Source organism: Leptospira limi (assembly GCF_026151395.1).
GTDB lineage: Bacteria > Spirochaetota > Leptospiria > Leptospirales > Leptospiraceae > Leptospira_A > Leptospira_A limi.
This window is the reverse complement of sequence record NZ_JAMQPV010000001.1, coordinates 426,676-450,743: the sequence shown is the minus strand read 5'-3', so window position 1 is coordinate 450,743 and position 24,068 is coordinate 426,676. Positions and strand designations below refer to the sequence as shown.

At 35.2% G+C, this 24,068-nt stretch carries 26 protein-coding genes; 11 read left to right on the top strand and 15 right to left on the bottom strand.

Features of this window, described 5'->3' with window-relative positions; all coding sequences use genetic code 11:
- Window positions 1–2 precede the first annotated feature (2 nt).
- Window positions 3–818, bottom strand: coding sequence for an SDR family NAD(P)-dependent oxidoreductase (locus ND812_RS02015; RefSeq protein WP_265374046.1), 816 nt, complete (start codon window positions 816–818; stop codon window positions 3–5).
- A 61-nt stretch (window positions 819–879) separates the two neighbouring features.
- Between ND812_RS02015 and ND812_RS02010 the strand changes: the two genes are divergently transcribed.
- Window positions 880–1,635, top strand: a complete 756-nt coding sequence (locus ND812_RS02010; protein WP_265374045.1) for a biotin--[acetyl-CoA-carboxylase] ligase — start codon at window positions 880–882, stop codon at window positions 1,633–1,635.
- Complete coding sequence (locus ND812_RS02005; protein ID WP_100725757.1) at window positions 1,636–2,427, top strand: type III pantothenate kinase; 792 nt, start codon at window positions 1,636–1,638, stop codon at window positions 2,425–2,427.
- A 3-nt stretch (window positions 2,428–2,430) separates the two neighbouring features.
- Here ND812_RS02005 and ND812_RS02000 read toward each other — a convergent pair whose 3' ends face one another.
- From ND812_RS02000 to ND812_RS01990, 3 genes are read right to left on the bottom strand one after another with little or no spacing between them, the layout of a single operon-like run.
- Entirely contained in the window at window positions 2,431–3,864 is a 1,434-nt protein-coding gene (locus ND812_RS02000; protein WP_265374044.1) for an ArnT family glycosyltransferase, read from the bottom strand.
- A gap of 7 nt (window positions 3,865–3,871) precedes the next feature.
- Window positions 3,872–4,210 (bottom strand): STAS domain-containing protein, encoded by a 339-nt coding sequence (locus ND812_RS01995; RefSeq protein WP_012390191.1) that lies wholly within the window; start codon window positions 4,208–4,210, stop codon window positions 3,872–3,874.
- A gap of 55 nt (window positions 4,211–4,265) precedes the next feature.
- Window positions 4,266–4,883 (bottom strand): tyrosine-type recombinase/integrase, encoded by a 618-nt coding sequence (locus ND812_RS01990; RefSeq protein WP_265374043.1) that lies wholly within the window; start codon window positions 4,881–4,883, stop codon window positions 4,266–4,268.
- A 190-nt stretch (window positions 4,884–5,073) separates the two neighbouring features.
- On the opposite strand from ND812_RS01990, the gene ND812_RS01985 reads away from it, so the two are divergent.
- Genes ND812_RS01985 through ND812_RS01975 form a run of 3 tightly spaced genes read left to right on the top strand, consistent with a single transcriptional unit; the run spans window position 5,074 to window position 7,827 of the window.
- Entirely contained in the window at window positions 5,074–6,144 is a 1,071-nt protein-coding gene (locus ND812_RS01985) for a toxic anion resistance protein (RefSeq protein WP_265374042.1), read from the top strand.
- 1 nt (window position 6,145) lies between these two features.
- Window positions 6,146–7,015 carry a magnetosome magnetite crystal formation protein family gene (locus ND812_RS01980; RefSeq protein WP_265374041.1) on the top strand — a complete coding sequence of 290 codons (870 nt, stop codon included), beginning with the start codon at window positions 6,146–6,148 and terminating at the stop codon, window positions 7,013–7,015.
- Entirely contained in the window at window positions 7,015–7,827 is an 813-nt protein-coding gene (locus ND812_RS01975; RefSeq protein WP_265374040.1) for an inositol monophosphatase family protein, read from the top strand. Before ND812_RS01980 ends, ND812_RS01975 begins: the two co-directional genes overlap by 1 nt.
- On the opposite strand, the gene ND812_RS01970 is transcribed toward ND812_RS01975, so the two are convergent.
- From ND812_RS01970 to ND812_RS01955, 4 genes are read right to left on the bottom strand one after another with little or no spacing between them, the layout of a single operon-like run.
- Window positions 7,808–8,983, bottom strand: coding sequence for a glycosyltransferase family 4 protein (locus ND812_RS01970; RefSeq protein WP_265374039.1), 1,176 nt, complete (start codon window positions 8,981–8,983; stop codon window positions 7,808–7,810). The genes ND812_RS01975 and ND812_RS01970 overlap by 20 nt on opposite strands.
- Window positions 8,984–8,985: 2 nt before the next feature.
- Window positions 8,986–10,035, bottom strand: coding sequence for a glycosyltransferase family 4 protein (locus ND812_RS01965; protein ID WP_265374038.1), 1,050 nt, complete (start codon window positions 10,033–10,035; stop codon window positions 8,986–8,988).
- A complete protein-coding gene (locus ND812_RS01960) occupies window positions 10,032–11,102 on the bottom strand; it encodes a glycosyltransferase family 4 protein (protein WP_265374037.1) in 1,071 nt (356 codons plus the stop codon). The genes ND812_RS01965 and ND812_RS01960 overlap by 4 nt, the downstream gene beginning before the upstream one ends.
- Window position 11,103: 1 nt before the next feature.
- Complete coding sequence (locus ND812_RS01955; RefSeq protein WP_265374036.1) at window positions 11,104–12,117, bottom strand: LIC_10202 family protein; 1,014 nt, start codon at window positions 12,115–12,117, stop codon at window positions 11,104–11,106.
- An 86-nt stretch (window positions 12,118–12,203) separates the two neighbouring features.
- Between ND812_RS01955 and ND812_RS01950 the strand changes: the two genes are divergently transcribed.
- A complete protein-coding gene (locus tag ND812_RS01950) occupies window positions 12,204–13,124 on the top strand; it encodes a GDP-mannose 4,6-dehydratase (RefSeq protein ID WP_265374035.1) in 921 nt (306 codons plus the stop codon).
- Here the strand turns inward: ND812_RS01950 and ND812_RS01945 are convergent.
- Together ND812_RS01945 and ND812_RS01940 are read right to left on the bottom strand one after the other, a co-directional pair.
- Window positions 13,082–14,278: a M48 family metallopeptidase gene (locus ND812_RS01945; RefSeq protein ID WP_265374034.1), complete on the bottom strand. Its 1,197-nt coding sequence runs from the start codon at window positions 14,276–14,278 to the stop codon at window positions 13,082–13,084. The two genes, ND812_RS01950 and ND812_RS01945, sit on opposite strands and share 43 nt — an antisense overlap.
- A 3-nt stretch (window positions 14,279–14,281) precedes the next feature.
- Window positions 14,282–15,238: a YjgN family protein gene (locus ND812_RS01940; RefSeq protein WP_265374033.1), complete on the bottom strand. Its 957-nt coding sequence runs from the start codon at window positions 15,236–15,238 to the stop codon at window positions 14,282–14,284.
- A 167-nt stretch (window positions 15,239–15,405) separates the two neighbouring features.
- On the opposite strand from ND812_RS01940, the gene ND812_RS01935 reads away from it, so the two are divergent.
- Window positions 15,406–15,690, top strand: coding sequence for an LIC_11321 family protein (locus tag ND812_RS01935; protein ID WP_265356700.1), 285 nt, complete (start codon window positions 15,406–15,408; stop codon window positions 15,688–15,690).
- Entirely contained in the window at window positions 15,666–16,634 is a 969-nt protein-coding gene (locus tag ND812_RS01930) for a patatin-like phospholipase family protein (protein WP_265374032.1), read from the top strand. The genes ND812_RS01935 and ND812_RS01930 overlap by 25 nt, the downstream gene beginning before the upstream one ends.
- On the opposite strand, the gene ND812_RS01925 is transcribed toward ND812_RS01930, so the two are convergent.
- Both ND812_RS01925 and ND812_RS01920 read right to left on the bottom strand, forming a co-directional pair.
- The gene (locus ND812_RS01925) at window positions 16,616–17,809 is read right to left on the bottom strand and encodes a pyridoxal phosphate-dependent aminotransferase (RefSeq protein ID WP_265374031.1); all 1,194 of its coding nucleotides are present in this window, start codon (window positions 17,807–17,809) and stop codon (window positions 16,616–16,618) included. The genes ND812_RS01930 and ND812_RS01925 overlap by 19 nt on opposite strands.
- Before the next feature lies 1 nt (window position 17,810).
- The gene (locus tag ND812_RS01920; protein ID WP_265374030.1) at window positions 17,811–18,590 is read right to left on the bottom strand and encodes an SDR family NAD(P)-dependent oxidoreductase; all 780 of its coding nucleotides are present in this window, start codon (window positions 18,588–18,590) and stop codon (window positions 17,811–17,813) included.
- Window positions 18,591–18,677: 87 nt separating this feature from the next.
- Between ND812_RS01920 and ND812_RS01915 the strand changes: the two genes are divergently transcribed.
- Window positions 18,678–19,901, top strand: a complete 1,224-nt coding sequence (locus tag ND812_RS01915) for an MFS transporter (protein WP_265374029.1) — start codon at window positions 18,678–18,680, stop codon at window positions 19,899–19,901.
- A gap of 34 nt (window positions 19,902–19,935) precedes the next feature.
- Here the strand turns inward: ND812_RS01915 and ND812_RS01910 are convergent, their stop codons facing one another.
- Together ND812_RS01910 and ND812_RS01905 are read right to left on the bottom strand one after the other, a co-directional pair.
- Window positions 19,936–20,856 (bottom strand): hypothetical protein, encoded by a 921-nt coding sequence (locus ND812_RS01910; RefSeq protein ID WP_265374028.1) that lies wholly within the window; start codon window positions 20,854–20,856, stop codon window positions 19,936–19,938.
- A gap of 3 nt (window positions 20,857–20,859) precedes the next feature.
- A complete protein-coding gene (locus ND812_RS01905) occupies window positions 20,860–21,324 on the bottom strand; it encodes a hypothetical protein (protein ID WP_265374027.1) in 465 nt (154 codons plus the stop codon).
- Between the two features lie 139 nt (window positions 21,325–21,463).
- Here ND812_RS01905 and ND812_RS01900 point away from each other — a divergent pair, with 139 nt between their 5' ends.
- Window positions 21,464–21,814 (top strand): VOC family protein, encoded by a 351-nt coding sequence (locus tag ND812_RS01900; protein ID WP_012390172.1) that lies wholly within the window; start codon window positions 21,464–21,466, stop codon window positions 21,812–21,814.
- A gap of 44 nt (window positions 21,815–21,858) precedes the next feature.
- On the top strand, window positions 21,859–23,340 hold the full coding sequence (locus ND812_RS01895) for a hypothetical protein (RefSeq protein WP_265374026.1): 1,482 nt from the start codon (window positions 21,859–21,861) through the stop codon (window positions 23,338–23,340).
- Here ND812_RS01895 and ND812_RS01890 read toward each other — a convergent pair.
- Window positions 23,337–24,029, bottom strand: a complete 693-nt coding sequence (locus tag ND812_RS01890; protein WP_265374025.1) for an LIC10067 family putative lipoprotein — start codon at window positions 24,027–24,029, stop codon at window positions 23,337–23,339. The two genes, ND812_RS01895 and ND812_RS01890, sit on opposite strands and share 4 nt — an antisense overlap.
- Window positions 24,030–24,068: the final 39 nt, after the last annotated feature.

Sequence of the window (24,068 nt, the reverse complement as noted above, 5' to 3'; positions counted from 1 at the left end):
CTCTAAACAGGAATATTTTTCTCAAGCCCCTTGTTGGCAAGTAACCAACCTTTTGACGCTTTTGTTTTTACTGCAAGCCAGAGTGAAAACTTCGGAAAAAGAGCGGGCATAATCACAATAGTAGACCTGAGATACGATGGGACAAGGACTTCACCAGGATTTTTCACAATCGCCTTGCAGATTGCTTTTGCTACTTGGTCAGGTTCAATCACAGGAGTAAAAAAGGAAGGTTTGACACCATCTATCATTCTGGTTTTTGCCATTGATGGACAAATCCAACTAACACCAATTTGAGTTTCATATAATTCCATTTTTAAGGCTTGAGAAAAACCTACCATTGCGTGTTTGGTTGCGGAATAAGTGACAGTTCCTTCTGTTCCAAACTTACCCGCAATACTTGCTAAATTGATGATACATGCTTCTTTTTGTTCTCTGAGAATTGGCAAAGATTCATAAACCAATTTCATTGGTCCATGAACATTGATTTGTAAGGCTTTTTGCCAAACAGAAAAATCCTTTCCTTCAAAAGGACCACTCGGAGCAATCCCTGCATTGTTAATCAAAACTTGGAAACTGAGTTTATTCTTTCTGATTTTTTTGAAAAGATTTCCGATATCATCTTCTTTGGAAAGATCACAAACATAACCATAAAATTTTCTACCAGACGTTTCCACTTTCTGTTGGATTTCTTTCAAAAGGGATTGGTTGATATCAACTCCAATGATATCGTTTCCCTCTTTTGCCAATCGTTCTGCTGTTAGAGCACCAATTCCCATTCCACAGCCTGTAATCAAAATCGTATTTCCAGATAATTTCATACCATGACTCTAATCCATTTTTTGGTTTCGTCAATCGGAATCATATAGGAAATAGACTCAAATGCAATATCGACTTTTAAAACCTGAACTAGGTCATAGATTACAGTCTGTAAATTCCACAAACGAATGGATCCGAAATCCGGAAGTATCTTTTGGATCTTGGGTGATTGCAGAAGAACAGACTGCAGGAAAAGGAAGGGGCCAAAATTTATGGCAGTCGTTAGGCGAAGAACCATTGATATTCTCTGGGAAAATCAGAATTTCAGCAGCGGAAATTTCTTTGCCTTTACTTTCGATTTTTATATCTTCTGCATTACTCAAAACCATTTTCCATTTTTTTCCGGAACGAGAAGAAGATACAACAATCAAATGGCCAAATGATATTTATAAAAAAGAAAAGAAAGTAGCTGGAATTTTAGTACAATCTGAGTTTATCAATGGTGTTTATGATGTTGTGATCGGAATTGGACTCAACTTTTTTGGACAATCTGTACCTGAAGATTTAAAAGAGAAAGCTACCTTTTTGTGTGATTCTCAGTTGGGAGAAGGTGATTTAGAAAGATTTGTAAATCATTTAGTCATAGGGATTAACCAAGCTGTGATCACACTCCTTGACCAAAGCCAAGTTTTAAAAGATTTAGTATGGATCGAAGATCATTCTCTATTAAAGAACAAGGTCATTGAGACGGAATGGGATGAAAGAATCGTAAGAGGACGTGTTTTGGGAATTGATGAATTAGGATTCCTTCTGATTATGACTGAAACTGGCCAAAAGATTGAGCTTATGGACACTTCACCAAAATTTCGGATGATATAAATGTCAGAATCACCATTATTATTAGTTATCGATGTTGGAAATACTAACACAGTGTTTGGAGTTTTTCGTGAAGGTCAAGAGACACCAGATTTTCACAAAAGAACTGTTACGCGAAGGGATCGAACTTCGGATGAATTAGGTCTATTTCTGAAGGGATTTTTAACCCAAGAGAACGTAAAAGCAGACCGAGTCAAAAAAGCAATTTATTCTAGTGTTGTGCCTTCTCTCAATCCGATCGTAGAAAGGATGTTAGAGGATTGGTTTGATGTAAATCCACTCCGTGTTCATTACCAAATGAATTTAAACTTTGGTATCAGTTACCCTAGACCATTTGAAATTGGTGCGGATCGACTTGTCAATGCTGCTTATTGTGCCAAAACCTATCCTGGAAAAAAAGCCATCTTGGTTGATTTGGGTACGGCGACTACATTTTGTGTGATTAGCGAAAAACCAGAATATATAGGTGGTGTGATTGCGCCTGGATTAAAAATATCCATGGATGCTTTAACAAGAAACACAGCACAACTTCCTCCTATTGTATTTGGTTCTCCTTCTCGTGTATTGGGTGAATCAACTGTAGAATCAATCCAAGCAGGTTTTTTCTTTGGGTGGATTGGCCTTCTGAAAGAAATCGTAAGAGCCATCAAGGAAGAACATCCTGGTGATTATGTAGTAGTGGGAACCGGTGGCCTCGTGACAACAATCCATGCTTCGCATAACCAAGTATTTGATGAAATTGATCCAATGATGACTCTCAAAGGATTAAAAATTTTAGCCGATTTAAATTCCTAAGATTTATTTTCTCGTATAGACGATCGTTTTGTAATGTAACCAATGATTTGATGGAACTGGTATATCCCATTCTTTCCGAATCCAGTTCCCTTGTTTTAAATAATCTTTTATGGTTTCATTAACAAGATTTTCATCATAAAAAATAAAACTATCACGAGAGTGAATCGTTTTGATATAAGTAGCTGATGGAAGTTCCAGTTCACCTGGGATAAATTCTAAAATATCCAAATCAGGACGTTTGGATTTGAGATAAAAATATGGGTCTGGCAAACTCTGAAGGTAAAGTGCTTTTGAATTTGCTAAACTTTTTTCAATCCTTTGGAAATGCAAAGTTTGGATTTCGTTCGTATCAGATTTTGACCAATGGATCGAAACCATTAAAACCATAGCAAGTAAGGATACAACAATTCCGACATATGGAAGTTTGTTAAATATCGATTTTTCTTGGAGTAATAGTGCCATTCCGAAAGCTAAAGGGAAAAGACTATGGTATACATACCAACCTTCGGAAGAAGTATACAAGGCTACAAAAACAGACAAATTCCAAACCCAAAATAAATACCATAAATTCATTTGTTTTGTTTTGTCTTGGAAATGTTTGAAAGTAAAAAAACTTAAACATATTAATTGTAAAGAAATGATCAGCAATCGGATTTTAGGAAATCCAAATCCAAAAGAAAAAATCTTCAGTTTGTCTATGAATGTAAAAGTTTTGAGAAGGTTTTGTTTTCTCGTAAGTTGAGCACCAAACTGAATTTGAAACCATTCCCAATTTGGATGGATATAATAAATCCAACCGAATACTGGCAAAACTCCACCTAACAAAAACCAACCTATTTTTTTGAAACCAAAATTTTGATAAATTAAGTAAAGAGTGATGAGTCCAAAAGAAGCACCAATGGGATGGGATAATGCCGAAAAGGATAACATCACACCTGCGAAAAAAGGGTTCCAATTGGATTTACTTTTGTTTGTTGCAAAGAGTAAACTCAGGATAAAAAAACATGCAGTGAGTGCTTCCATCCGAGCGACGGTTCCAAAACGAAACACTAGAAGTTCCCAAAGTACACTTGCGAAGGCAATTTGAGCTGCCATCTCTGAAATCGAAAGTCTTTTTAATAAATGGTAAAATCCTAATGCAGTTAAGTAAACTATACAAACATTCGCTATGCGAAGAGTGGTTAACGTATCAGGAAAAATAGATAATGTAAAACCTGAAAATAATAAATAACCAGGTGGCATCCATAATGTTTTGGATTCCATTCCTGGTATGAGTCCAGTAAGGACCTCTGTTTTTAAATGTCCTGAATTCGCAAATGAGATGGCAGGAGAATAAAATAAAACTTCATCTGGCCATACAACAGGTAATACACCTAAGTTGATACCAACTTGGAAACAATAGAGGAGGGAGATGAATAGAAACGAGGCGTAAGCCACGTTCGTTCTACTTTGAGAGAGAGTTAACGGCTTCTTGTTCCGTTTCGAAAACTTCAAACAAATCGAGTAGCTCCACTACATCAAAAACCTTTTTTACAGGCGGAGTGATGCAACAGAGTTTGAGTTTTCTTCCTTGTTTATCGAGTTCTCGAACCATACCAACAAAGATACGAATCCCAGAAGAGGAGATATAGGATATAAGCTCCAGGTTGATGATGATGTCACCGTCCCCGTTTTGCACGTCATCAGCTAATTTTGCCTCAACCTCATCAGAATGAGTAATGTCTAAACGACCATTGAGGTGAACGAGTGTGTGCTTTCCGATTTTTTTGGTTTTTATTTCCAAAGCGAGCCTACTTGGAGACTAGAATCTTTGAAAACACCAAAGGTTCAAGAAATTTTTACGCTGCTTGGTTTCTGTTTCTCGTAAAAAGTCGAGGGTCGTTGTGTTCAGCCTCTGGGATATGCAACATAATCCTCTGACGAGTGGAACGAGACGTCCTATGGCCTAAAAATTCTTGGATTTCCCAAACGGGGAAACCCTTTTGGTACAAATCAAGAGCAATCACATCTCTCAAAAAGGGAATATGGATTTCTCTGGAGATGAGGCGGCTTGCATTTTTGAGAATTTTTTGTATCGTGCGTGTTCGCAAAACTCCATCCCTTCCCGGGAATAGATAATCACTTGGTAAAAACTCACACGAATACCGATAGAGTTCGATCGCAAAATTGGGTTCAAGAAAGATATTGCGCCTACGGAGACGACCACCGTTCTTTAAATGGAAACGATTCATTTCTGAATTAAAATCAGCAATCTTCAGATGAATGAGTTCAGGTAATGATAAACCCGTACATACTAAAAATTTGATGATCAAATAGTGTAGATGGTTTCGGCACCTAAGTTTGTTGAGTAAATTTCGGACTTCTGTTTGGTCTAATAGAGAGTTATCAATTTTACAAACATCAACAGTAAGAATGTGTGGGAGTAAGGTTGGTAGTTTCAAATTAGTATTTAGCATATTTTTCTTGTGGAATGTATCAGAGTATAACAATCCATGCAATTAAATTGTCACCAAACCGTAGTTTTGGATCGCTATTTTTGAAGAAATAAATTTCCTAGTTCATGTTTTTGCACGCTGTATTTTTCTGCTTGATTCCATTGTAAAAAACGATTTTATCATTGGGAGAAACGATAAAGGATCAAAACAAATGGACTCGCTGGAACTCAAAACAAATGACCCGGAACTACAACTGACAAAAGAAGACATTCAAAAAGTTGAGGAATTAACCGGACAAATTAAACTCAATAATCCAAATGACATAGTTTCTTATGGATCCTCTGCCCAAGCCAAGGTATCTGATTTTGCTGACAAAGTTTTAGCTGAAATTAAAACCAAGGATGCTGGTTATGCGGGAGATTTATTAAATCAATTATTATTTAAAATCAAAGATTTGGACATGGATAGTTATGCGGGAGAGGGAAGTGCTCTTTCTAAAATTCCATTGATAGGTGGATTATTTGATGTTTCTCGAAAATTTTTAGCAAAGTTTGAAGATCTAGAATCTCAAATTGGTAAAATTGTCGATGAACTGCATTCAGCAAGAACCAATCTCACAAAAGACATAACTCTATTGCAGGCGTTATACGAGAAGAACTTAGAATATTTCAAAGAAATTCAAATCTACATTGCCGCAGGTGACAAAAAGATACAAGAGTTACGCGACAAAATTCTTCCTGAAATGTTGGAAAAGGCAAAGGCTCAAGGTGATACCTTAGCATCCCAACAGTACCAAGATATGGTTCAAATGGTGGATCGTTTTGAGAAAAAAATTCACGATCTAAAACTCACTAGAATCCTTTCACTACAAACAGGCCCACAAATCCGATTGATCCAAAGTGGAAACCAAGTGTTGGTTGAAAAAATCCAAAGCTCAATTTTAAATACAATCCCACTATGGAAAAATCAAATTGTGATCGCTCTTGGTTTGATGCGACAAAGAAAAGCCTTGGAAGCACAAAAACAAGTGTCAAAAACCACAAATGATTTGATTCAAAAAAATGCGGAGATGTTAAAGTCAGGTACAGTTGAGATTGCAAAAGAATCAGAAAAAGGAATCATTGAAATTGAAACACTCAAAAATGTGAACCAACAATTGATCGAAACGATTACCGAAACCCTAAAAATCCAGGAAGATGGTCGTCAAAAACGAAAGTTGGCGGAACAAGAGATGATCAAAATCGAATCCGATATCAAACAAAAACTTTTGGAATCTAAATAGAATGACAGACATACAATTGGAACAAGACCAAGAAGAAAAAAAGTGGGCCAGAAGGGCCCATATCTCTACTTTACTCACGTATCCGATGGCATTATTGCCATTCCCCTTTTATTTTTCCTCACTTGGAGCAATGGTTTATCCATTTGTGATGTGGTTATCTCGTGGTAAATCATCTTATTCCGCAAAACAATCATTAGAATCAATGTATCTCCAAGCACTTCTATCTCTTGGATATTTTGGCTTTGGAACCAAGTTCGGTGATGACCGAGTATTACTAGTGTTCTCCTACGTATTTATGGCTTTTTTACATGTTGTTTTTTTAGGAATTGCCATCTATCGAACAACAATAGGAAAACCACACCATTATCCATTTAGCTTTTTTCCGTTACTATTTTCTTCCCACCAAACAAAGGAAAATTGGAATGAGTTAAAGAAAAAATTTGAAGATAAAGTGGAATTTTCAGAATATAAAACGCAAATGGAAAAGTTAGATTCCTTTCGAATATCAACTGAAAAAGATGCAAAATTACTTACGGATACAAACCTACAAAGTTTGAGTAATGAGTATTTGCATTCACTTTCAGATTTAAGAGTGAAACTGGCAGAGGATCCACTTTCGTATCGGAAAGCAAAACAATTCTTAAACTATTTTCCAGAAACTGTTTCCAAAATTCTGAGTCAATACATCAGAGTGAATCAAAATACAAATACACCTGATGCGGAAAAAAGAAAAACAGAACTCAATTCCTTGTTAAGTGAAGTGATCAAAACCACGGAACAAGTTCGGAACAAATTGAAAGCAGATGAAACCCTAAATTTAGATGTTGAGATTACCGCTATGAAGAAAAACATCGAATTTGGTGGGTATTAATGCATTCTGAATTACTTGATAGATCCTATCATTTTCTAAATTTTTTACCGAATGTTGCGGACTTCCTCGTTGAAAAACACAAGGAATCAAATTTAAAAGTAGATGAAAAAAGTTTATACAACCTAGTAACAGAAGCTGACCTTAAAGCAGAATCGATGATCCTTGAGGAGATCCAAAAAAATTTCCCATTGGATGGAATTTTAGCTGAAGAACGTGGTGCTATCGACGGTAGTTCAGGGTATACATGGGTAATCGATCCGTTGGATGGTACAACAAATTATACACATGGTTTACCTCTCTACGGTGTTTCCGTTGGAGTTGTCGAAACAGAAACTATGGCACCAGTGATAGGTATGGTTTTTTTTCCTGAACTAAATACGTATTACCATGCAATCAAAGGCGAAGGTGCCTTTCGTGAAAAAAAACAAATTCAAGTATCCCAAACAAAGTCGATGAAAGACTCTCTTTTTGTAACAGGATTTCCTTATGATAGAAATTTATCATTGGATACACTCATGCAATATTACAAATCGATTCTACAAAAATCGAGAGGAATCAGACGAACAGGTGCCGCAACATTAGACTTATGTTGGTTAGCTGAGGGAAAATTTGAAGGTTATTACGAACTTGGTTTAAAACCTTGGGATATGGCTGCAGCAGGACTCATTGTAATGGAAGCAAAAGGAAAATTAACTTCTATGGATGGTAATGATTTTTCAATCATGATCCCAAGTTTACTAGCAAGTAATGGTTACGTACATGAGTATTTGTTAGCAGAGTTTGAAGGGCAAATCAACCGAGTAGTTTATTGACCATTTGGTTGAGTTTTGTTTGAATCACTTCCTTTGAAAAATTAGCGAGTACATACTTTCTACCATTTTTTCCTAATCGTTCTTTCAGATTTTCATTTTCTAAAAGGTAATCCAACATCCTTTGGAATGAAACTTTATCCGAATAATACAATCCACCTTGACTTCGAATACAATGACCTTTCATTACTGATGAGTTAGCATTTACCAAAACAGGTTTTTCCTGAAGCCAAGATTCCATAATAGAAATAGAAAAACTTTCATAAGCAGATGGATTTATCAGAAGATAAGATTTTTGAATCTCAGAAATTTTTTCTTCTTCTGATACATATCCTGAAAATAGAATCTCTTTTTCTTTTGAAATATCCATTGAAAACACTGAACCTAAACATTTGAGATTTACATCCGTTCGATGGCTTAGGTTTTTCCAATCATGATAGTCTTGGAATAGTTCAGGATAACCTTTCGCTGGTTCAATTCGGCCAATCGTCAATAATTGGATTGTATTAATTTTAGATAACGAACGTTGATTTGAATTAAAGTGATCTTCGACGTAAGTTCCAATTAAAAAGTAATCCTTTGTTCGTTGGTTCGTATAAGATTCGTATACTGCTAATTCTTCAGGAGCATTAAAACTATAGATATAGTGATTTAAGTATGTTTGTTTATAAATTGGTAATCGGAACGGAGGTTCTGCATGGAATGTTGGAACAATCACAAAGGGAATTTTGAGTAAAGGAATACTCATAACTACTGGATAATATAAATACCCAATGAGTATGATTAAATCATATTCAAATTGATTTTTTGAAACATAGTCAATTAAGTCTGGAGAATAAGGACCTTGTTCTTTTATGAAATTCATTTGGTCTTTCATTGAGACCGTTTCACCATCGACCAAACATTGATTTAGTAATTTATTCATGTAATCAATATTTCGTTTTTTTCTGACTTCAAAACGAATGACTTTATATCGATTTTCGTTTGTTACGCCTATTTCAAATTCATTTTCCCAAGTAACATAGTTTTTTGCAGAGGTTGTACAAACAGTTACATCATGTGACTCTGATAATATATCTACATAATCAAAGGCTAATTTTTCTGCACCACCTGATGCGTTTTGTAAAAATCGAGGTGTAATGAATAGTATTTTTGCCATGTTTAACTTTTGATTACTTCTAACAAAGGTAAAATGCTCGTAGATTTTAAATATGTATCAAGCCTTACGTTTTGATGATAAATGAGGTTATTTCGATATTCTGTATTGGTAAAAATTTTACTAATATCTCTCGTTATTTTGTCAAAGTTTTTAGTTTCAAAAAGAATTCCAGAATTTCCGAGTGTTTCTGGAACAGCACCGGCAGCATAAGCGACTACAGGCATTTGAAAATGCATTGCTTCCATTAATGGAACACAAAATCCTTCATGTTCACTCATAGATAAAAACAAGTTACTTTCTTGGTAAATTTGTTTCACCATAGTTTCATCAACATAAGAGATGATTTTTACTTCATTCTGTAAATCTAATTGTGAAATCATAAAATTGAGTTCATCTAAATAAGATTGTTGGTCAGGGTTACAAAATCCTAACATACGCAGTGAAAACTGATTCCCGAAATTCGATTTCCAGGTTCTCGCAAAACGAATTAAATCATCCTGGCATTTGTTAGGCGCAATTCTTCCTACAAATAAGAAGGATGGAAATTGAAATGTTTTCAATTTTGATTCAATGTGATTGTGGTCCCATTTTTGAAAATTTAGATGCAATGGAAACAGTTTTGCATGTTTGAAACCTAAATGAATGAGTTCACTCAAATTAAAATTGGAAACAGCAAAAGAGTGGTGGAAATTTTCTCGAATGACCTCCAGGTCTTCTCTTCCTTTTCTCAGTAAATAACTGAAACGCAGGTCATAGGGTTCAAAAAAATTTTCAGGCGTTACGTTATGATAAATTAGAATTTTTTTATTTGGGCATTGTAGCAAAAAATCTAATACTTTTGAATGTATGGAATGATGATAAACGATTACATCATTAGACTGAATTTTTACCTTTGCAATTTTTTCCGCATACTTACGGTCACTTGACAAAACATTTTCAGCATAGATTTTTCCTTGGTAACCTTCCTTTGCCAAAAGACGTTTGATTTCTAACATCTCTTGGGAGATTGCATCACCTAACTGAAATCCTGCGGAAAATTGATGAATGTTCATTTGATACCACTTTTTAAAATGCCCGAGATCACAGACGAAAAAGGATATTCATTGTAATACTTCAATGCAGAAAATTGATTTTGAATGATTTCATTATATTTTTCTTTTTGGCATAGGGTTTCTTTCATGGTCTGAACAAGTGATGGAAAGTTTTTTTCAAAAAAAAGTTTTCCCCCGTTACGCATTGTTTCCGGTACAGCACCAGCTGCATAAGCAAATACAGGAATACCGGATCCAAATGCTTCTAAGATAGGCAGACAAAATCCTTCATGTTCACTCATGGATACAAAAACGCTAGTTTGATTTAGAATGGAAAGAACTTCTGAATCGGATTTTCCCATTACAAAATGTACCTTATCTTCAAGTTGGAACTTTCTGACTGTCTCTTGTAATCGATCGAAATAACCATCAAATGCTCCTATGATGGATCCAATACAATAACACTCTGCCTCTGGGAATTCTTTTAACCATTCAGATGTAAAACTGATTAGATCTTCCCATTTTTTTTGAGGTGAATATCTACCAACAAAAGCTAAAGAGAATTTGTTCTTGGAATATATATCAGAATTTGGAAATGTATGGTACCTTTTACAAATTGGTAAAATATATGGATTTCGAAAATTGTAGCTGCTTAATGTTTCAAAATTAAACTGAGAATCACACCACACTGAGTCGCAAATAATTGATAAACTTGCTAGTTCCAAATAAGATAATGATTCAAACTTTTCCATTGCATGAAAAATATCTTCTGTTGTCGTATGTTCATAAAATCGTGAAGGAGTCACATTATGAAATCTTAATATTTTGATGCCAGGTATGTTCTGAAATAATGTGTAGGGGTATCCAGAACCACCATAGTGGAGAATATGGATATCATCAGAGTGAGTTGGATGATTAAATGAATCGACTAAGTGAAACTCACTGATTAATGGTTTTCCCTTTCTCGGTAATCTAGTGATAAAATGTGTTTTATAACCTAAATTTTGAAATACTTCAGATAAGCCGATGGCATCATTTCCGACACCATCCGAATCTTTCAGTTCATCTAAATGTTGGAAAACATTCATTTTAGAATTTTGTATATCGGAATACTTTTGTATCTTCTGTTACAGATAGATCTCTTAAGGAATTAAATCCTAATGTGTTTAAATAATTTGGTAACATTTCCAAATTGATTTCCGATATTTGTAAGTCTCTAAATGGTCGATTATTAAGTTCGGGTTGAATGGAAACAGAAAAATATAGATGGTTTCCTTTGTTTAATAAATAAGAAATTTCTGCAAAAATTCTTTCAATGAAATATGTTGGAAACCTATTTAAAGGTAAATAAACTAAAACATCAAAATTTTGCATTTTAAGTTGTGACAAAGGGAATATTGATTCGAGGTAATGTATGTTATGCGAAATTTTGCTTTTGATCAATTGATATTGTTCTGAATTTGAAGTAATTGATTGGAATGGAATTTTTTGAATTGATAATTGTTTAAGGATTTCACCCCATTCCGGAAACAAAATTAAAACTTGTTTTGAACTTTTTAAATCATCTACTGTAAGATTCCAATTTGGATTGATGCCAGCATCTACAAAAAAGGATTCGGTTGCCCAACTAAAATTAGGCGATGTAGTTTGATTTGAGTTTAATAAATGATCGCGGTAAAAACCATCAAATCTTCTTTCAATGAGTTCCATTCTTTTCCCTAAACGTACCAATTCATGGAGTACGGAAAAAAAAGCGCGGATTCGATTTTCAGAAAGTTTTTTATCAATTTGGCTATAGACAGAAATGATTCGATTGATGATAAATTTGACGGGACCACGAATGTACCAAAACTTCGGATTGGAAAACTTGGGACTCGAGATTCCCTTTTCAAATAAATGTGCGGTTCCCGCCGGGTCAAATTTTCGAAAACCAAGAGGGGATTCTGGTTTGTAACTGATTTTTGTGAGTTCCGACCAATGGATCTGGTGGTTTGGATCCAATGGAATTTTGGATTCTAATGATTCTACAATTTCTTGTACATTAATCTGTGGGTCTCTGATTTCGACAAAGGGGGATGGATTGAATTTCTTTTTGTCTTCCACAGTTTTCTTTCTTTTGTTGAGAGGATTTGAAAAATTGGAAGAATGGCAACTAAATCTTAGGGTCAGATCAGAAAATTCCCTTATATATGAAAAAAAAACAAACTTTAGTCACCGGAGCCAGTGGATTTGTGGGAAGTTATCTTCTTCCAGCACTTAATTCCCACGGCAATTATGAAATCCATTGTTTTGAAGGTGATATACGAGACCGGGATTGTGTTTCCGACCAACTGAAGAAAATCCAACCCGATATTTTGATCCATTTAGCAGCCCAAGCTTTTGTTCCGAATGCGATAGCCAATCCATGGGAGACAGAAGAAATTAATGTGGGTGGAACTTTAAATCTATTAGAAACCCTCCATCGGTTGCAAAAACCATGTAAGATGTTGTACATTTCCTCAGCAGATGTTTATGGGAAACAAATCGTAGATGTACTACCTCTGAAAGAATCGTTGCTACCAAAACCTGTGAACCCTTATGCAGGCAGTAAATTAGCGGCAGAATCTTACTGTCGTCAATATGCTGAATATAGTCCTTATGTTTCCGTTGTGATTGCTCGCCCATTCAATCATATCGGGGTAGGGCAACGAAAAGAATTTGTGATACCTAACTTCTGTACTCAAATTATCGAAGCAAAACACCAAGGTAAAAAAATGATTTCAGTAGGTGATTTAGAACCTACTCGTGATTTTTCCCATGTGAAGGATATCGTTGATGGTTATTTGACTTTGATCGAAAGAGGGGAATCAGGTGAAATCTACAATATATGTTCTGGTGAGGAACATAGTGTACGATCCATGGTCGAAGAACTCGTAAAGTACTCTGGCGAATCGATTCAATTCTCTGTGGATGAAAGTAGAGTTAGAGTATCTGAAACTTCCAGAGTTTATGGTGACAACACAAAATTAAAAACATTGGGTTGGACCAACAAACACAGTATAGGCGAAACACTCAAAGAAATTTATGATCACTTGGAGTCAGAATTTTTAAAATCCAAACAAGCAGTTTGAACTTCTTTCCAAGTACTATCCGAAACTACTTTTTTAATTGTTCCTTTTTTGCCTTTTTGAATGAGGGATTCCAAAGTTTTCATTCTTTCAATAGTTGCAGGGTGTGTGCTTAGAAAATCTGTAATTTGATTTGTTGTTGATTTTTCATCTTTTGCATTGGAAACCTCATCCTTGTCTTCGGATTCAGATTCACCATTCTCTAACTTTTCCATTCTTTTGAAAAAACGAAGTAGTCCATCTGCTGAAATGTTTTGAGATTTTAAATATTCGATAGATGATTTATCAGCTTCTGTTTCAAAATCTCTTGAAAATTTTAAAACTAATATAGTGGAACCTATTTCAGTAAAGGTTTCTAAAAATTCCATATTTCCAAGTCCAGGACCTACCACCAAACTGATCGCAAGTGATGTTCCACCTGCTTTTACCAAATTTCGCATATGATGGCGTTTTTCCACATGTGCTATTTCATGAGCTAAAACACCTATCACTTCCTCTTGTGAATCAGCATCATTTAACAAACCAGAAAAAAAGTAAATTTTACCATTTGATAATGCGAAAGCATTAGGGATTGTCGAACTTAGGACTGAAACTTCGAATTTGTGTTTACTATCTTTTGGAACAATTTTTTTTAATGCCTCAGAGAAAAAACGATCGGTAGCCTTTGTATCACATTTTTGAAACTGTGCTTCCATTTTCAATTGTACCGAATCCCCTAAGGATTTGTCCATTGAGAGAGGAATAAAATTCGTAACAAACTCCAATCCTTTAAAGTAAAAAAAGCCAACAATTGTCACAATGAGTAAAGATAGAATCCCAAGTACAATTGGATTCATTTCTCGAATGGAATAAAATAAGGCACTTGCATGGCTTTGGGATTTTTTATTTTGGATCCAGATTTTTTCTAATAATTTAGTTTCTTCTTTCGTACAAAAAATTTCTAAAATGGGGCTTTCTTTCCTCTCATCAGGGAGAAGTATCAGCTTACAGCCCTTATGCGTCCGAGAGAATTCTGCAAACTGGGAAATGGTTAATTTATGATGAGTATCAAATGAAGTAAATTGAATGGTTTGGCCATGGACAAGAACGGTCCCTTCTTCAGGGACCGCCGAGACACCATTGAAATATCGTGATGTAAATGTTTGATTTTGAAACAATGTTTATGATAGGAAGGCTTCTAAAGTTTCTGCAAGTGCTTCCAAACCTTCCGCGGTAGCATTTGCCTGTGTATCTGGTTGGGCAGAAATTGTTGAGAAGTCAACTTCAGCTTCTAAACTGACTGATTCAATAAAGAGTTTCGTCAATCGAACCACAGCCCAAGCAAATCCAATACCTAATGTGAATAGAATGATCAAATATGCGATCAGAAAATTGACAAAAATCTTCCCGCCTGTGATATCAGATCTAAACTTTTTACCTTGGAAACTAGTTCGATTCCAGATATAGTTTTGCACATCAGCTAAAAACCATGAATAATAGATACCAAGTGTGACAATGCTAAGTAAAAATCCTTTCAAATACAAAAAGAAAATTTCCTTACCATCAGCTGAGAAACCAAAATTGGTATTTCCAAAACGAGTTTTGCTTTGGATATAAGCTTCTTTTTCTGCAAAAAACCAAGGGTAATAAATTCCTAAAGTAACAATCGTTAAAAGAATTCCTTTTCCATAAAGTTTTGCAACTTCTAAGATCTTTCCATCAAAACCAAACCGAAGGTTACGATATCCAGTGCGTGAAGTAATGTATTTTCGGCTACCAACAATGATGATCGGAACTAATGCTAAAATAACTCCAATGTACAATACGATACCAATGATCGTAGCAAAGTAAGGGACAGGGATTTTATTGGCAATCCACAGGATGATCATGATTGCGATGTATAATACGATAAAAATTCCTGCTGCTTTTAAAAAGCCTATGAAACGTTCTTTTCCTGTTCCGTGAAACGAAAACCGTTCTCCAGCCCATTCTAAATTTTCAGCCATAAACTTTTGAACGTTGGTACGAGCCCAAAAGCTATAAATCCCCAAAGTCACTACTGTGAGAAACATATTCTTCAAAAATAAGATGAAGAGTTGTCCGCCAGTGGCGTGGTATTGTAGTCTTGTGTTGTTCATTGATTTCCCCAATGGATAATAGTGTGCAGAGTATCCACTATGTTCAAAAAGGGTAAAGAAAAATATTTCCTATTGATTCGAAATACAGATTATACGGTTGAACAGAATTCACTATTTTTATAAATTCATAGAACTGGAACCTTTGGGGGTCAGTCTATTTGTGTAGAATGCGTACATCTTTACCCTTTTTCCTGATCTTTGTTACAATAACGACCTTGTGGTCAGACCCAAGGCAGGAATTACCTCCAACACTTGGAGACTTAAAAGGCCAAGATAAATCGGTAAGGCAACCACCTGATCGAAAAGACAAAAAAGGTTGTTGTAAAATCAAATACCCCGCTGGAGGGTATGACTTCTTTCTGGCAACGGAAGAAGATTGTCGTGCGAGTTTGTATTTTGACAGGTTTCTGGGAGAAAACAATACACTATGCTTTCGTTGGGAAGGGGATTAGAGATAGCTGAATTTATGGGTGTGCGTGAACAAGTTTTACAAACATTAGTCAAGATTTTTCCAACGTATGATGCTTCTCTTGCCATTGCTGGTGGTGGGTGTAAGGCTTTTTATGCGCTTGGTGTTGGTAAAACCTTACGTGAGTGGGGAGTTCGTTTTACTGAATTATCAGGAGTCTCTGCTGGTGCTGCTATGGCACTTTGTATCCTCTCACAAACTGAAGAAGAGTCTGTTGAATACTTCGAAGAAATCACAAAACGGAATTCACGTAATTTTCATTTTTCCAATTTACTGAGAGGAGAATCAACGTTCCCTCATGAAGATATGTATAGACGCACAATTCGATTTGGAATGCGTTTTGATCGTGTCTTAGAATCGGGTGCAAAAATTTGGATCCATTCTGTGAAAGCCCATCCGAAAGAGGATTCACTCAAAAATAAATTTCGATTAGCAAGGTTGATTTCAGAAACTGGAAGAGCCTTTATTTTAGATGATAGAGATAGGTCTGAAGGGATTCCAGCAAATCGTACCGCCGAAATCATTAAAAAATGGAATATGGAAGATGTTGATTTCACAGAGAAAGATTTTGTAAATCCAGAAACCATTGAACAATTAATCCTAAATTCTTCATCCATTCCTCCGATTGTAGACTTTCAGTCTGTAGGCAATGAATATTACCTCGATGGTGGACTCACAAATAATATGATGATCGAAACATTTGCGCCAAAGGCAAAAATCATTGGAATTCATTATGAGTCAAATACCATTGTAGGTAAGGATCCAGATTTACTTGCTCGCACTTTCCTCATTACACCATCCAAACCACTTCCCATCACTTCTTTTGATTATACCAATCCAAAAGGGGTTCGAGAGACCTTTGAGTTAGGTAAGGCAGATGCTTTAGCTAAAAAATCAGAAATTATCAATTATTTAAAAAAGGACTGAAGAGAGTTTAGTCCTTTTTCTAAAATTTCTTCTTCCGTAACGAGAGACATCACAAGAATACATCTGTTATGCGAAAATCCATACCAAGAACCTGGATGGAATAAAACGCCAGTATTGAATAAAATTTCCCCAACAATTTTCTCATCTTTTGTATCGAGATTTAACTCGAGTAAAAAATACCAACCTGCTTCTATTGGGTGAACTTTTTTACAGATGGAAAAATGGCTCACTAAATCTTTACAGATCGAATAGTTTCGCATAATTCGTGTTCGAATGCGATTTTGAACCATAGTTTTCCATGGTAACAATTCTTTAGTTGCCAGTTGGACCAAGGAATTTACCGAAAGGTAAGTATCTGAAATGAAGCTGAGTTTTTTCTGGATTTCTGTTTTGATTGGTTCAGGAGAAAGATTGAGGATCCAAGCCAATTTGGTTTGAGGCAAAGCTAACATTTTGGAAAAACCATTGCAAACAAAAAGTGGAAAATTTGGATTTGAGGGAAGGTGATGTGAATCTCCAAAAAAATCATAGGATTCAAACACTTCGTCAACAATCACTGGGATTTGAATGCCAAATGATTCCCATTTTTTCCAGAAGGTTTCCGTCGTTTTGGATCCTGTCGGATTCGAAGGACTTACCAAAACAATGAGTTTTGTTTTGGTACTGATTGAATTCGCAATCGTTTCAGCATCGTAAACCCAAGAACCATCAATTTGATTTTCTTTTAATTGGTAATGTACTTCCTTTAAATTTTCTAATCCAATCAGAAAACTAAATAATGGATACCCTGGGTTAGGGGTTAATACTTCATCTCCTGGATTTGTGAGCAATTTAAACAGATATGAATATGCTTCCGATGTACTCGCTGTTAAATGAAAACTAGAAGCACTTACTTGGAATCCACGATTTAGATAGATGGAACTAATTTCATTCCGAGTTGATTCTAAACCTTCTGCTATTGGATCATAAATGCTAGAATTCAAATTAGAAAGTATATGAGTTAATACAGAAGGTGGAAACTCTAATCCCATTTCTGTAAGATTAGAATTTCCTAAATCTATGATTGGTTTTCCAGACTTGATTCTTTCTGTTTTAATTTGGTAAATTGGATTCTCTGTGTTTAAATCACCGAGTAAACCAAATCGATCCGAAAAGTGGAATTGTTCTTTGGTCAAATCATCCAACTTTATTCAATGATTTTGCAATTTTACGAATGATGATTCTGGGAGTGATCCTAACGGATTCTGCCAACAAAAAGTTAATGAATCCTGGAATCTTCACTACTCGTTTTGCAAACAAAGCGTTTAAACCGATCTCAACAACATCTTGTGAATTCATTACCAAAAAAGATGATTTGACTAACTTACTTCCCGACATATTGGCTCTTTCGAAAAATTCTGTTCGTGTCGGACCAGGACAAAGACATGAAACTGTTATTCCGTAATCCTTTACTTCTTCAGCAAGACCTTCACTCAACGACAGTACGTATGCTTTTGTAGCATAATAATTTGTCATCAGTGGGCCCGGTTGAAAAGCAGCTGTGGATGCTACATTTAAAATATAACCTTCTTTATTTGTTACCATGTCTTGCAAAAACAAATGGCATAATTCTGCGAGAGTTGTCACATTCAGTTGGATCATTTTAGATTCTTCTGAAAAAGAATTTTTGTGAAATTCGCCATTCAGTCCATAACCAGCATTGTTAATCAGGCAATTAACATTGATTTTTAATTTTTTAACGGCTTTATAAACTTTTTCCGCAGCATTCGGTAGAGATAAATCTTCAGCGATGACAACTCCTTCCAATCCATACTTTTGTTTGAGTTCACTAGCAAGGCTTTTGAGTCTGTCAGCACTCCTTGCTACCAAAATTGGAGTATAACCTTTTTTTGCCAATGAGTGGGCAAAATCTTTTCCGAGACCTGTCGATGCACCTGTAATTAAAGCATATTTCATATGAGAAATTTATTTCAGTTTCGAAAACTTGGCAATTCTTAAATAATTTGTTTTGGCAATTTTGACTACCTGGTCAATATTCGTATTATGAGCCAACATCTTACCCATCCGCTTCATACCATCCAAAAAGAAAGAGCCATAATTTTTATTTTAGCCGCACTCCAATTTTTGCACATCCTGGATTTTGTCATCATGATGCCACTTGGACCAGTTTTTATGCAGAGTTTCAAAATTAATTCTGCTGCTTTTGGATTACTTGTATCTTCTTATTCAATCAGTGCGGGTGTATTCGGATTAATTGGAGCATTGTTTTTAGATTCCTTTGATCGTAAAATTAGTTTACTCGTATTATTTTTTGGTTTTTCATTTGGAACTTTACTATGTGCGGTAGCTCCTAACTATCCATTTTTTCTTTTTGCAAGGATCATTGCTGGAGGATTTGGAGGAATGATTGGAGCAACTGTTCTATCCATCATTGGAGATATCATTCCTGTGTTTAGACGAGGAACTGCAACGGGAGTGGTGATGAGTTCCTTTTCTGTTGCCTCTGTGATTGGAATTCCAATTGGATTATCCTTAGCCAATCGGTATGGATGGCATTTCCCGTTTTTATCTTTAGCGATTGCAGGTTTTTTGATTTTGCCGATCGGTTATAAGGTATTACCAGCAATCCGTTATCATCTAGATTCTGATGAACATCCAAAACAATCCCAGCTAAAGTCACTCAAAGAAGTGCTTCTTAAAAAAGACCATATGGCACCTTTTATTTTTATGGTTTTTTTAATGTTTGGTGGATTTACTATCATACCTTTTTTAAGTCCATTTTTGGTATCTAATGTTGGTTTGGCGGTAGATGAATTGCCATATATATATTTTTTTGGTGGTTTATTTACTTTTTTTACAAGTCGTCTGATTGGAAAACTAGCTGATAGGTTTGGAAAGTTAAAAGTATATCAAATTATATCAATATTGGCTATTATTCCCATCGTATTAGTTGTTACTTTAACAAAAACCTCTCTGCCTATCGTTCTCGTCATCACAACTGTTTTTATGATTTTAGTTTCAGGAAGAATGGTGCCTGCATTTGCGATGGTAACATCTGCTGTCGAACCACGAATTCGTGGGAGTTTTATGTCAGTGAATTCTGCCATTCAACAGATTGCTTCAGGAGCTGCATCTTACGTGGCTGGATTGATTTTAGTGCAAACATCCGACCAACAGTTTTTGAATTATGAGTTGGTTGGAATGATTTCTGTATTTAGTTTATTGTTTAGTGTTTATCTGGCAAAAAATATTAAAATTGCCGGATAGGTAATTTTGAAAAACTAGCTAAAGTTAGATTATACTATAATTCTAATTTTCCAGTTTCAAGAAAATCGATGATCATACGTTTTTGAGATGGTGTGATCATCTTTTTTTCTAAAAGTTGATTTAATATTTCTTCGGCAGTTCCAATTTCGATTCCACTCAATTCAGAGAAAATATATTGAAAGTATTTATCGATTCTATGATCAGAAATATAGGATGTGAGTTTGGAACTTGTTTCCAAAATTAAATTTTGACGACGAACCAATTCTTCCATCGTTGATAAAATAATGGAAACTTCGGGATCCTCTGCAAATAATTGCATCATATGATCGTAAATTTTGGGAGATTGTAAAGGAAGTTCATAAATTGAATCTCCTAAGGCAGTGTACAACGATTTTTCTTCTTCAAAATCCAATCCAGTGTATTTGTTTAAGTTTGATACAACTTCGGATGGAAGGATAGTTAAAAATTGACAGGCATATTCTGGTTCTTTCAAATAACGAACAAAATATTGAATCAAATCACAAATTCGTAAATAACTAACAAAGGTCCAATATTTGAAACTTCGAATATCAAACATATGTTTTATGGTTTTTTCTCGTTTTAGAGTTTCGCGAAGATTCATATAATTTTCAAAATCAACTTTAAATAAATAACTTAAAGTATGATTGGAAAATGATTCTATGATTTCACGTACTAAAGTTGGCTCACCTATATATAAAAAATAAGTGATTAGTTCCAGGTTGTCTTTGTTGTTCCAAAGAAATTTCTCTAAATTTTTTGCAGGAATTTGTGAAAATGCGGAAAAACCGATTTTGAAAGTTACTTTATCTTGTAAAAATGCTTCTAGTTTGTTTTTGGCTATACAATCTTCGTCTACGTCTTGTTTAACGAATGAATGCCTGCAGCTTGGGGGGCAGGCTTCATATAGAGATGTTCCTAAAAAGCATTTTGGCATGGATTATTGCATCAACTCTCCACAATCTCTCATTTCAGGAGCATATGGATTTTTTACTTCTTTCCCAGTCATTAACCATGATTTATCGACCATTGGACAATAAAATCGATTGTACTTCAATTGATTTGGTACCTCGGCTTTCATTTGAATCAATATTTCTTGGATTTTGGAAATTTTTTCATAACTAGATTCTAAATCACTCTCATTTGATGGTATGTTGGTTAGAATCTGGTCTGCCCAAGATTTTAATTTTGGATGGCCAGTTGTACCCAAACTTTGAACCGATTCAGAAAATTCTTTCCAAGTCGGCATTGGATTTTCTTTCAAATATTCTTCTAAGATTGTTTGGTTTTTCGCAAAAACTGTTTCCACTAGTTTTTCATGGTTTGGCGAGAAGGGAACGACTTCTTCTTTGCAGGATTGGGCGAAAATGGCTAAAATGAGGAGTGAAATCCGAAATACTTTCATAATTTGATTCTTTTTTCCTATCTTGGAATTGGAATTCAAATTTTACAGGCGAGTTTGTTGGAAGGAAATTGCTTTTTTCTCGACAAAGCCGCTTTTTCAAGCATGATGACAGAAAAGTTCACGAAGGTGTAATTCCATTATGATTATTGTAGAAGGCATTGGCCACGTCAGTATCCCCGTCTCCCAACTCGACACCTCTATCGATTTTTACCGGGACATTTTTGACTTCGAAGTGGAGACAAAGAAGGCTACTGAGGCAATTCTTTCTCTCGATTCGTTCCGAATTCGTTTGGTGAAAGCAGAAGTTTCCGACCGATCTCTTCCTATCCTTAGTTTTGTGATGGATGTGGATGATTTTACAGAAGCAATCAGCGAATTAGAAGAAAAGAATGTAAAGATTATCAAGGGACCTGAGGGAACCGATTCTGGAGAAAGCCTTACCTTTGCTGATCCAAGTCAAAATTTAATCGAGATTTTTTACTCTAACTAAAACCTGTTGCTTTTTTAATCTTTTATTCGTAACATCCTCTTGGTATGTCGCAAGAGTTTCGAGGGGATGATCACGAGATCCAATTCATTGCTGATTTTAAGAAAGGTTATGTATACTTTCTAAATAATTTCCAAAACATCGTTGGAAGTTTTCTCCAATTCTTAAGCACAGGACTCACAGAAGCAAATAAACGTGAGATCTTACCTTTCCGAAAAACCCTCGACCAAGAACTAGACAAATCACAAAAAAAAATAAAAGAAATCATCTTTAACTTAGATGAAAAACATCTCTTTGCCCAAGTAAGGAAAGATTACTCACGGTATTTTTCAAGGCATATTGAAGATGCCAATCGTGATGACTTCATTCAGTTCCATTTAATCTTTGAGATGTTGAGATATTTCCTGATAGAAACCAAAGAAGGTTGGGAAAAACTAAAGTCTGCTGTTCAAAGTAACCAATTTACTGATTTAGAATTTCAAAATAATGGACTACTAAACTATCGAATCCTTCCTGCTCTTGAAAAATTATTTCATTTAGAAATTTTGCTCAAACGTATGAGTTTTATTTTACAAATTGATAATCCAAATTGTTTAACAGAATTCAAACCGACAAAGCCAAAATACCGAGATAAAGGAAGTTACCGTCTTTCCTCCGTTTTTGAAGAATCATTATATGATAAACCTAAAGAACTAGAACCTGAAGATTCTGGAATTGAATATAAAGCAGATGAAGTCATAAACAATCATCAGGAAAAATCGAAAGATAACTGGAAGTCCATCAAACAAAAAATCAAAGCAGAAGGTGAACTCAATTACATACAAGCATATGGAAAGTACACTTGGAACTCAGACCAACACTATTTTTTTAGATATGAATTAGATAAATATAATGCGGAAAAAGCATTATTTAAAAATGCAATTAGTTTAGATTCTCATTTAGGTGCAGACGAACAGGTTTTACGTTCTGAATTAATTCGTTCTATGACAAGTATTGAAAAAAAAAGTAAGTCAGCTGATGATTTTGAACTTGAATACCAAACTTTTTTAAAACAGTTTTTTACTTTTTGTGAAAATATCATTCTGATGAATATGATGTTACCTCCTCAATTTAAATATGTTTTTTTATTTCATTTAGGTCCATCTCACTTCTATATGATTGCCAAAAAGTTCCTTATGGAGGTGAACACTGGTTATATCCATGCCAGAGGGAATGATGGTAAAAAAGTGATTCGTGTGATTCCAAGTGAATATGTAAAAAAACATGTAATCGATTATTGGAACGAAGTAATTTTAGCAAATGTAGGTGAAGAAAAAAATAACTTAGCCTTACTTAAAAAAATTACAGAAATGATCGAAGAGAAGTATAAAGAAATTTCTAGACTCGTGATTAAAAATTATGACGACCTTGATCCTGAAATCAAAGCATCAATACCTAGAGAGACAATTTTTAGAGAGTATATGAATGAGTGGATGGGAGCAGCGAATCTTATCGTATTCAAACGATTTGTGAAGAATAAATCTTACTAAAGAACTAAACTACAGGTAGCAGATTCTGCAGTAACGTAAAACTGCGTTGCAACTCCTGCAGGAAAAGGGATGATGGGGTTGTTCTGAAGTACATAATCGGTAGCTTTGCAGGAACGACTAAACACTCTAACAGTGACTACACTGTCACAACCGATCGTTAAGCTTCGAGCACTTAACAATGTGTCTGTTCTATATGCCTTCGTCTCATTTCCATCATATTCAACAGAAATTCCTTGTCCTTGTTTGAGTTCAATTTCGGGGCCATATACTTTATTGGTCACTGCATAACAGTCTACAAAAAATTCTGTGCCGGAACAATTCACTCCTTCCTTCGAATTTGGCAAACAAGATCCACCTGATTTTGAAACCGTTATATAACCGGAGTAAGTACCGTCTGGAACTTTTGTATAAAGTTCTGTTCCAAGATTTAATGTGATGGATGCAAGTGTATCGTTGAAACGAACTACGGGATCAATTCCAAAATTTTCACCTTTGATCACAACTTCCGTCGCACTATACGTTGCATTCGAGTTATTTTGAGCAGGAGTTCCAATCTGTGGAGTGACAGATGATATGACAGGTGCAGAGGTTAATAAAGCAGCCAACGGATCTTCTGAAGACGACTTCACGCAGGAAAAACTGTTTCCAAACACTAACGAGAATCCGATTGTGTATAAAATCCTTCTCATGGTACCCACTTCCATTATCGGATATTTTTTAGAAGATTC

Excerpts from the sequence above, each read along its gene's own strand:
- ND812_RS02015 (WP_265374046.1), bottom strand. The coding sequence starts at position 818 with ATGAAATTATCTGGAAATACGATTTTGATTACAGGCTGTGGAATGGGA.
- ND812_RS02010 (WP_265374045.1), top strand. The coding sequence starts at position 880 with ATGCAATATCGACTTTTAAAACCTGAACTAGGTCATAGATTACAGTCT.
- ND812_RS02005 (WP_100725757.1), top strand. The coding sequence starts at position 1,636 with ATGTCAGAATCACCATTATTATTAGTTATCGATGTTGGAAATACTAAC.
- ND812_RS01990 (WP_265374043.1), bottom strand. The coding sequence starts at position 4,883 with ATGCTAAATACTAATTTGAAACTACCAACCTTACTCCCACACATTCTT.
- ND812_RS01985 (WP_265374042.1), top strand. The coding sequence starts at position 5,074 with ATGGACTCGCTGGAACTCAAAACAAATGACCCGGAACTACAACTGACA.
- ND812_RS01980 (WP_265374041.1), top strand. The coding sequence starts at position 6,146 with ATGACAGACATACAATTGGAACAAGACCAAGAAGAAAAAAAGTGGGCC.
- ND812_RS01975 (WP_265374040.1), top strand. The coding sequence starts at position 7,015 with ATGCATTCTGAATTACTTGATAGATCCTATCATTTTCTAAATTTTTTA.
- ND812_RS01970 (WP_265374039.1), bottom strand. The coding sequence starts at position 8,983 with ATGGCAAAAATACTATTCATTACACCTCGATTTTTACAAAACGCATCA.
- ND812_RS01965 (WP_265374038.1), bottom strand. The coding sequence starts at position 10,035 with ATGAACATTCATCAATTTTCCGCAGGATTTCAGTTAGGTGATGCAATC.
- ND812_RS01960 (WP_265374037.1), bottom strand. The coding sequence starts at position 11,102 with ATGAATGTTTTCCAACATTTAGATGAACTGAAAGATTCGGATGGTGTC.
- ND812_RS01950 (WP_265374035.1), top strand. The coding sequence starts at position 12,204 with ATGAAAAAAAAACAAACTTTAGTCACCGGAGCCAGTGGATTTGTGGGA.
- ND812_RS01940 (WP_265374033.1), bottom strand. The coding sequence starts at position 15,238 with ATGAACAACACAAGACTACAATACCACGCCACTGGCGGACAACTCTTC.
- ND812_RS01935 (WP_265356700.1), top strand. The coding sequence starts at position 15,406 with ATGCGTACATCTTTACCCTTTTTCCTGATCTTTGTTACAATAACGACC.
- ND812_RS01930 (WP_265374032.1), top strand. The coding sequence starts at position 15,666 with ATGCTTTCGTTGGGAAGGGGATTAGAGATAGCTGAATTTATGGGTGTG.
- ND812_RS01920 (WP_265374030.1), bottom strand. The coding sequence starts at position 18,590 with ATGAAATATGCTTTAATTACAGGTGCATCGACAGGTCTCGGAAAAGAT.
- ND812_RS01915 (WP_265374029.1), top strand. The coding sequence starts at position 18,678 with ATGAGCCAACATCTTACCCATCCGCTTCATACCATCCAAAAAGAAAGA.
- ND812_RS01910 (WP_265374028.1), bottom strand. The coding sequence starts at position 20,856 with ATGCCAAAATGCTTTTTAGGAACATCTCTATATGAAGCCTGCCCCCCA.
- ND812_RS01905 (WP_265374027.1), bottom strand. The coding sequence starts at position 21,324 with ATGAAAGTATTTCGGATTTCACTCCTCATTTTAGCCATTTTCGCCCAA.
- ND812_RS01900 (WP_012390172.1), top strand. The coding sequence starts at position 21,464 with ATGATTATTGTAGAAGGCATTGGCCACGTCAGTATCCCCGTCTCCCAA.
- ND812_RS01895 (WP_265374026.1), top strand. The coding sequence starts at position 21,859 with ATGTCGCAAGAGTTTCGAGGGGATGATCACGAGATCCAATTCATTGCT.
- ND812_RS01890 (WP_265374025.1), bottom strand. The coding sequence starts at position 24,029 with ATGAGAAGGATTTTATACACAATCGGATTCTCGTTAGTGTTTGGAAAC.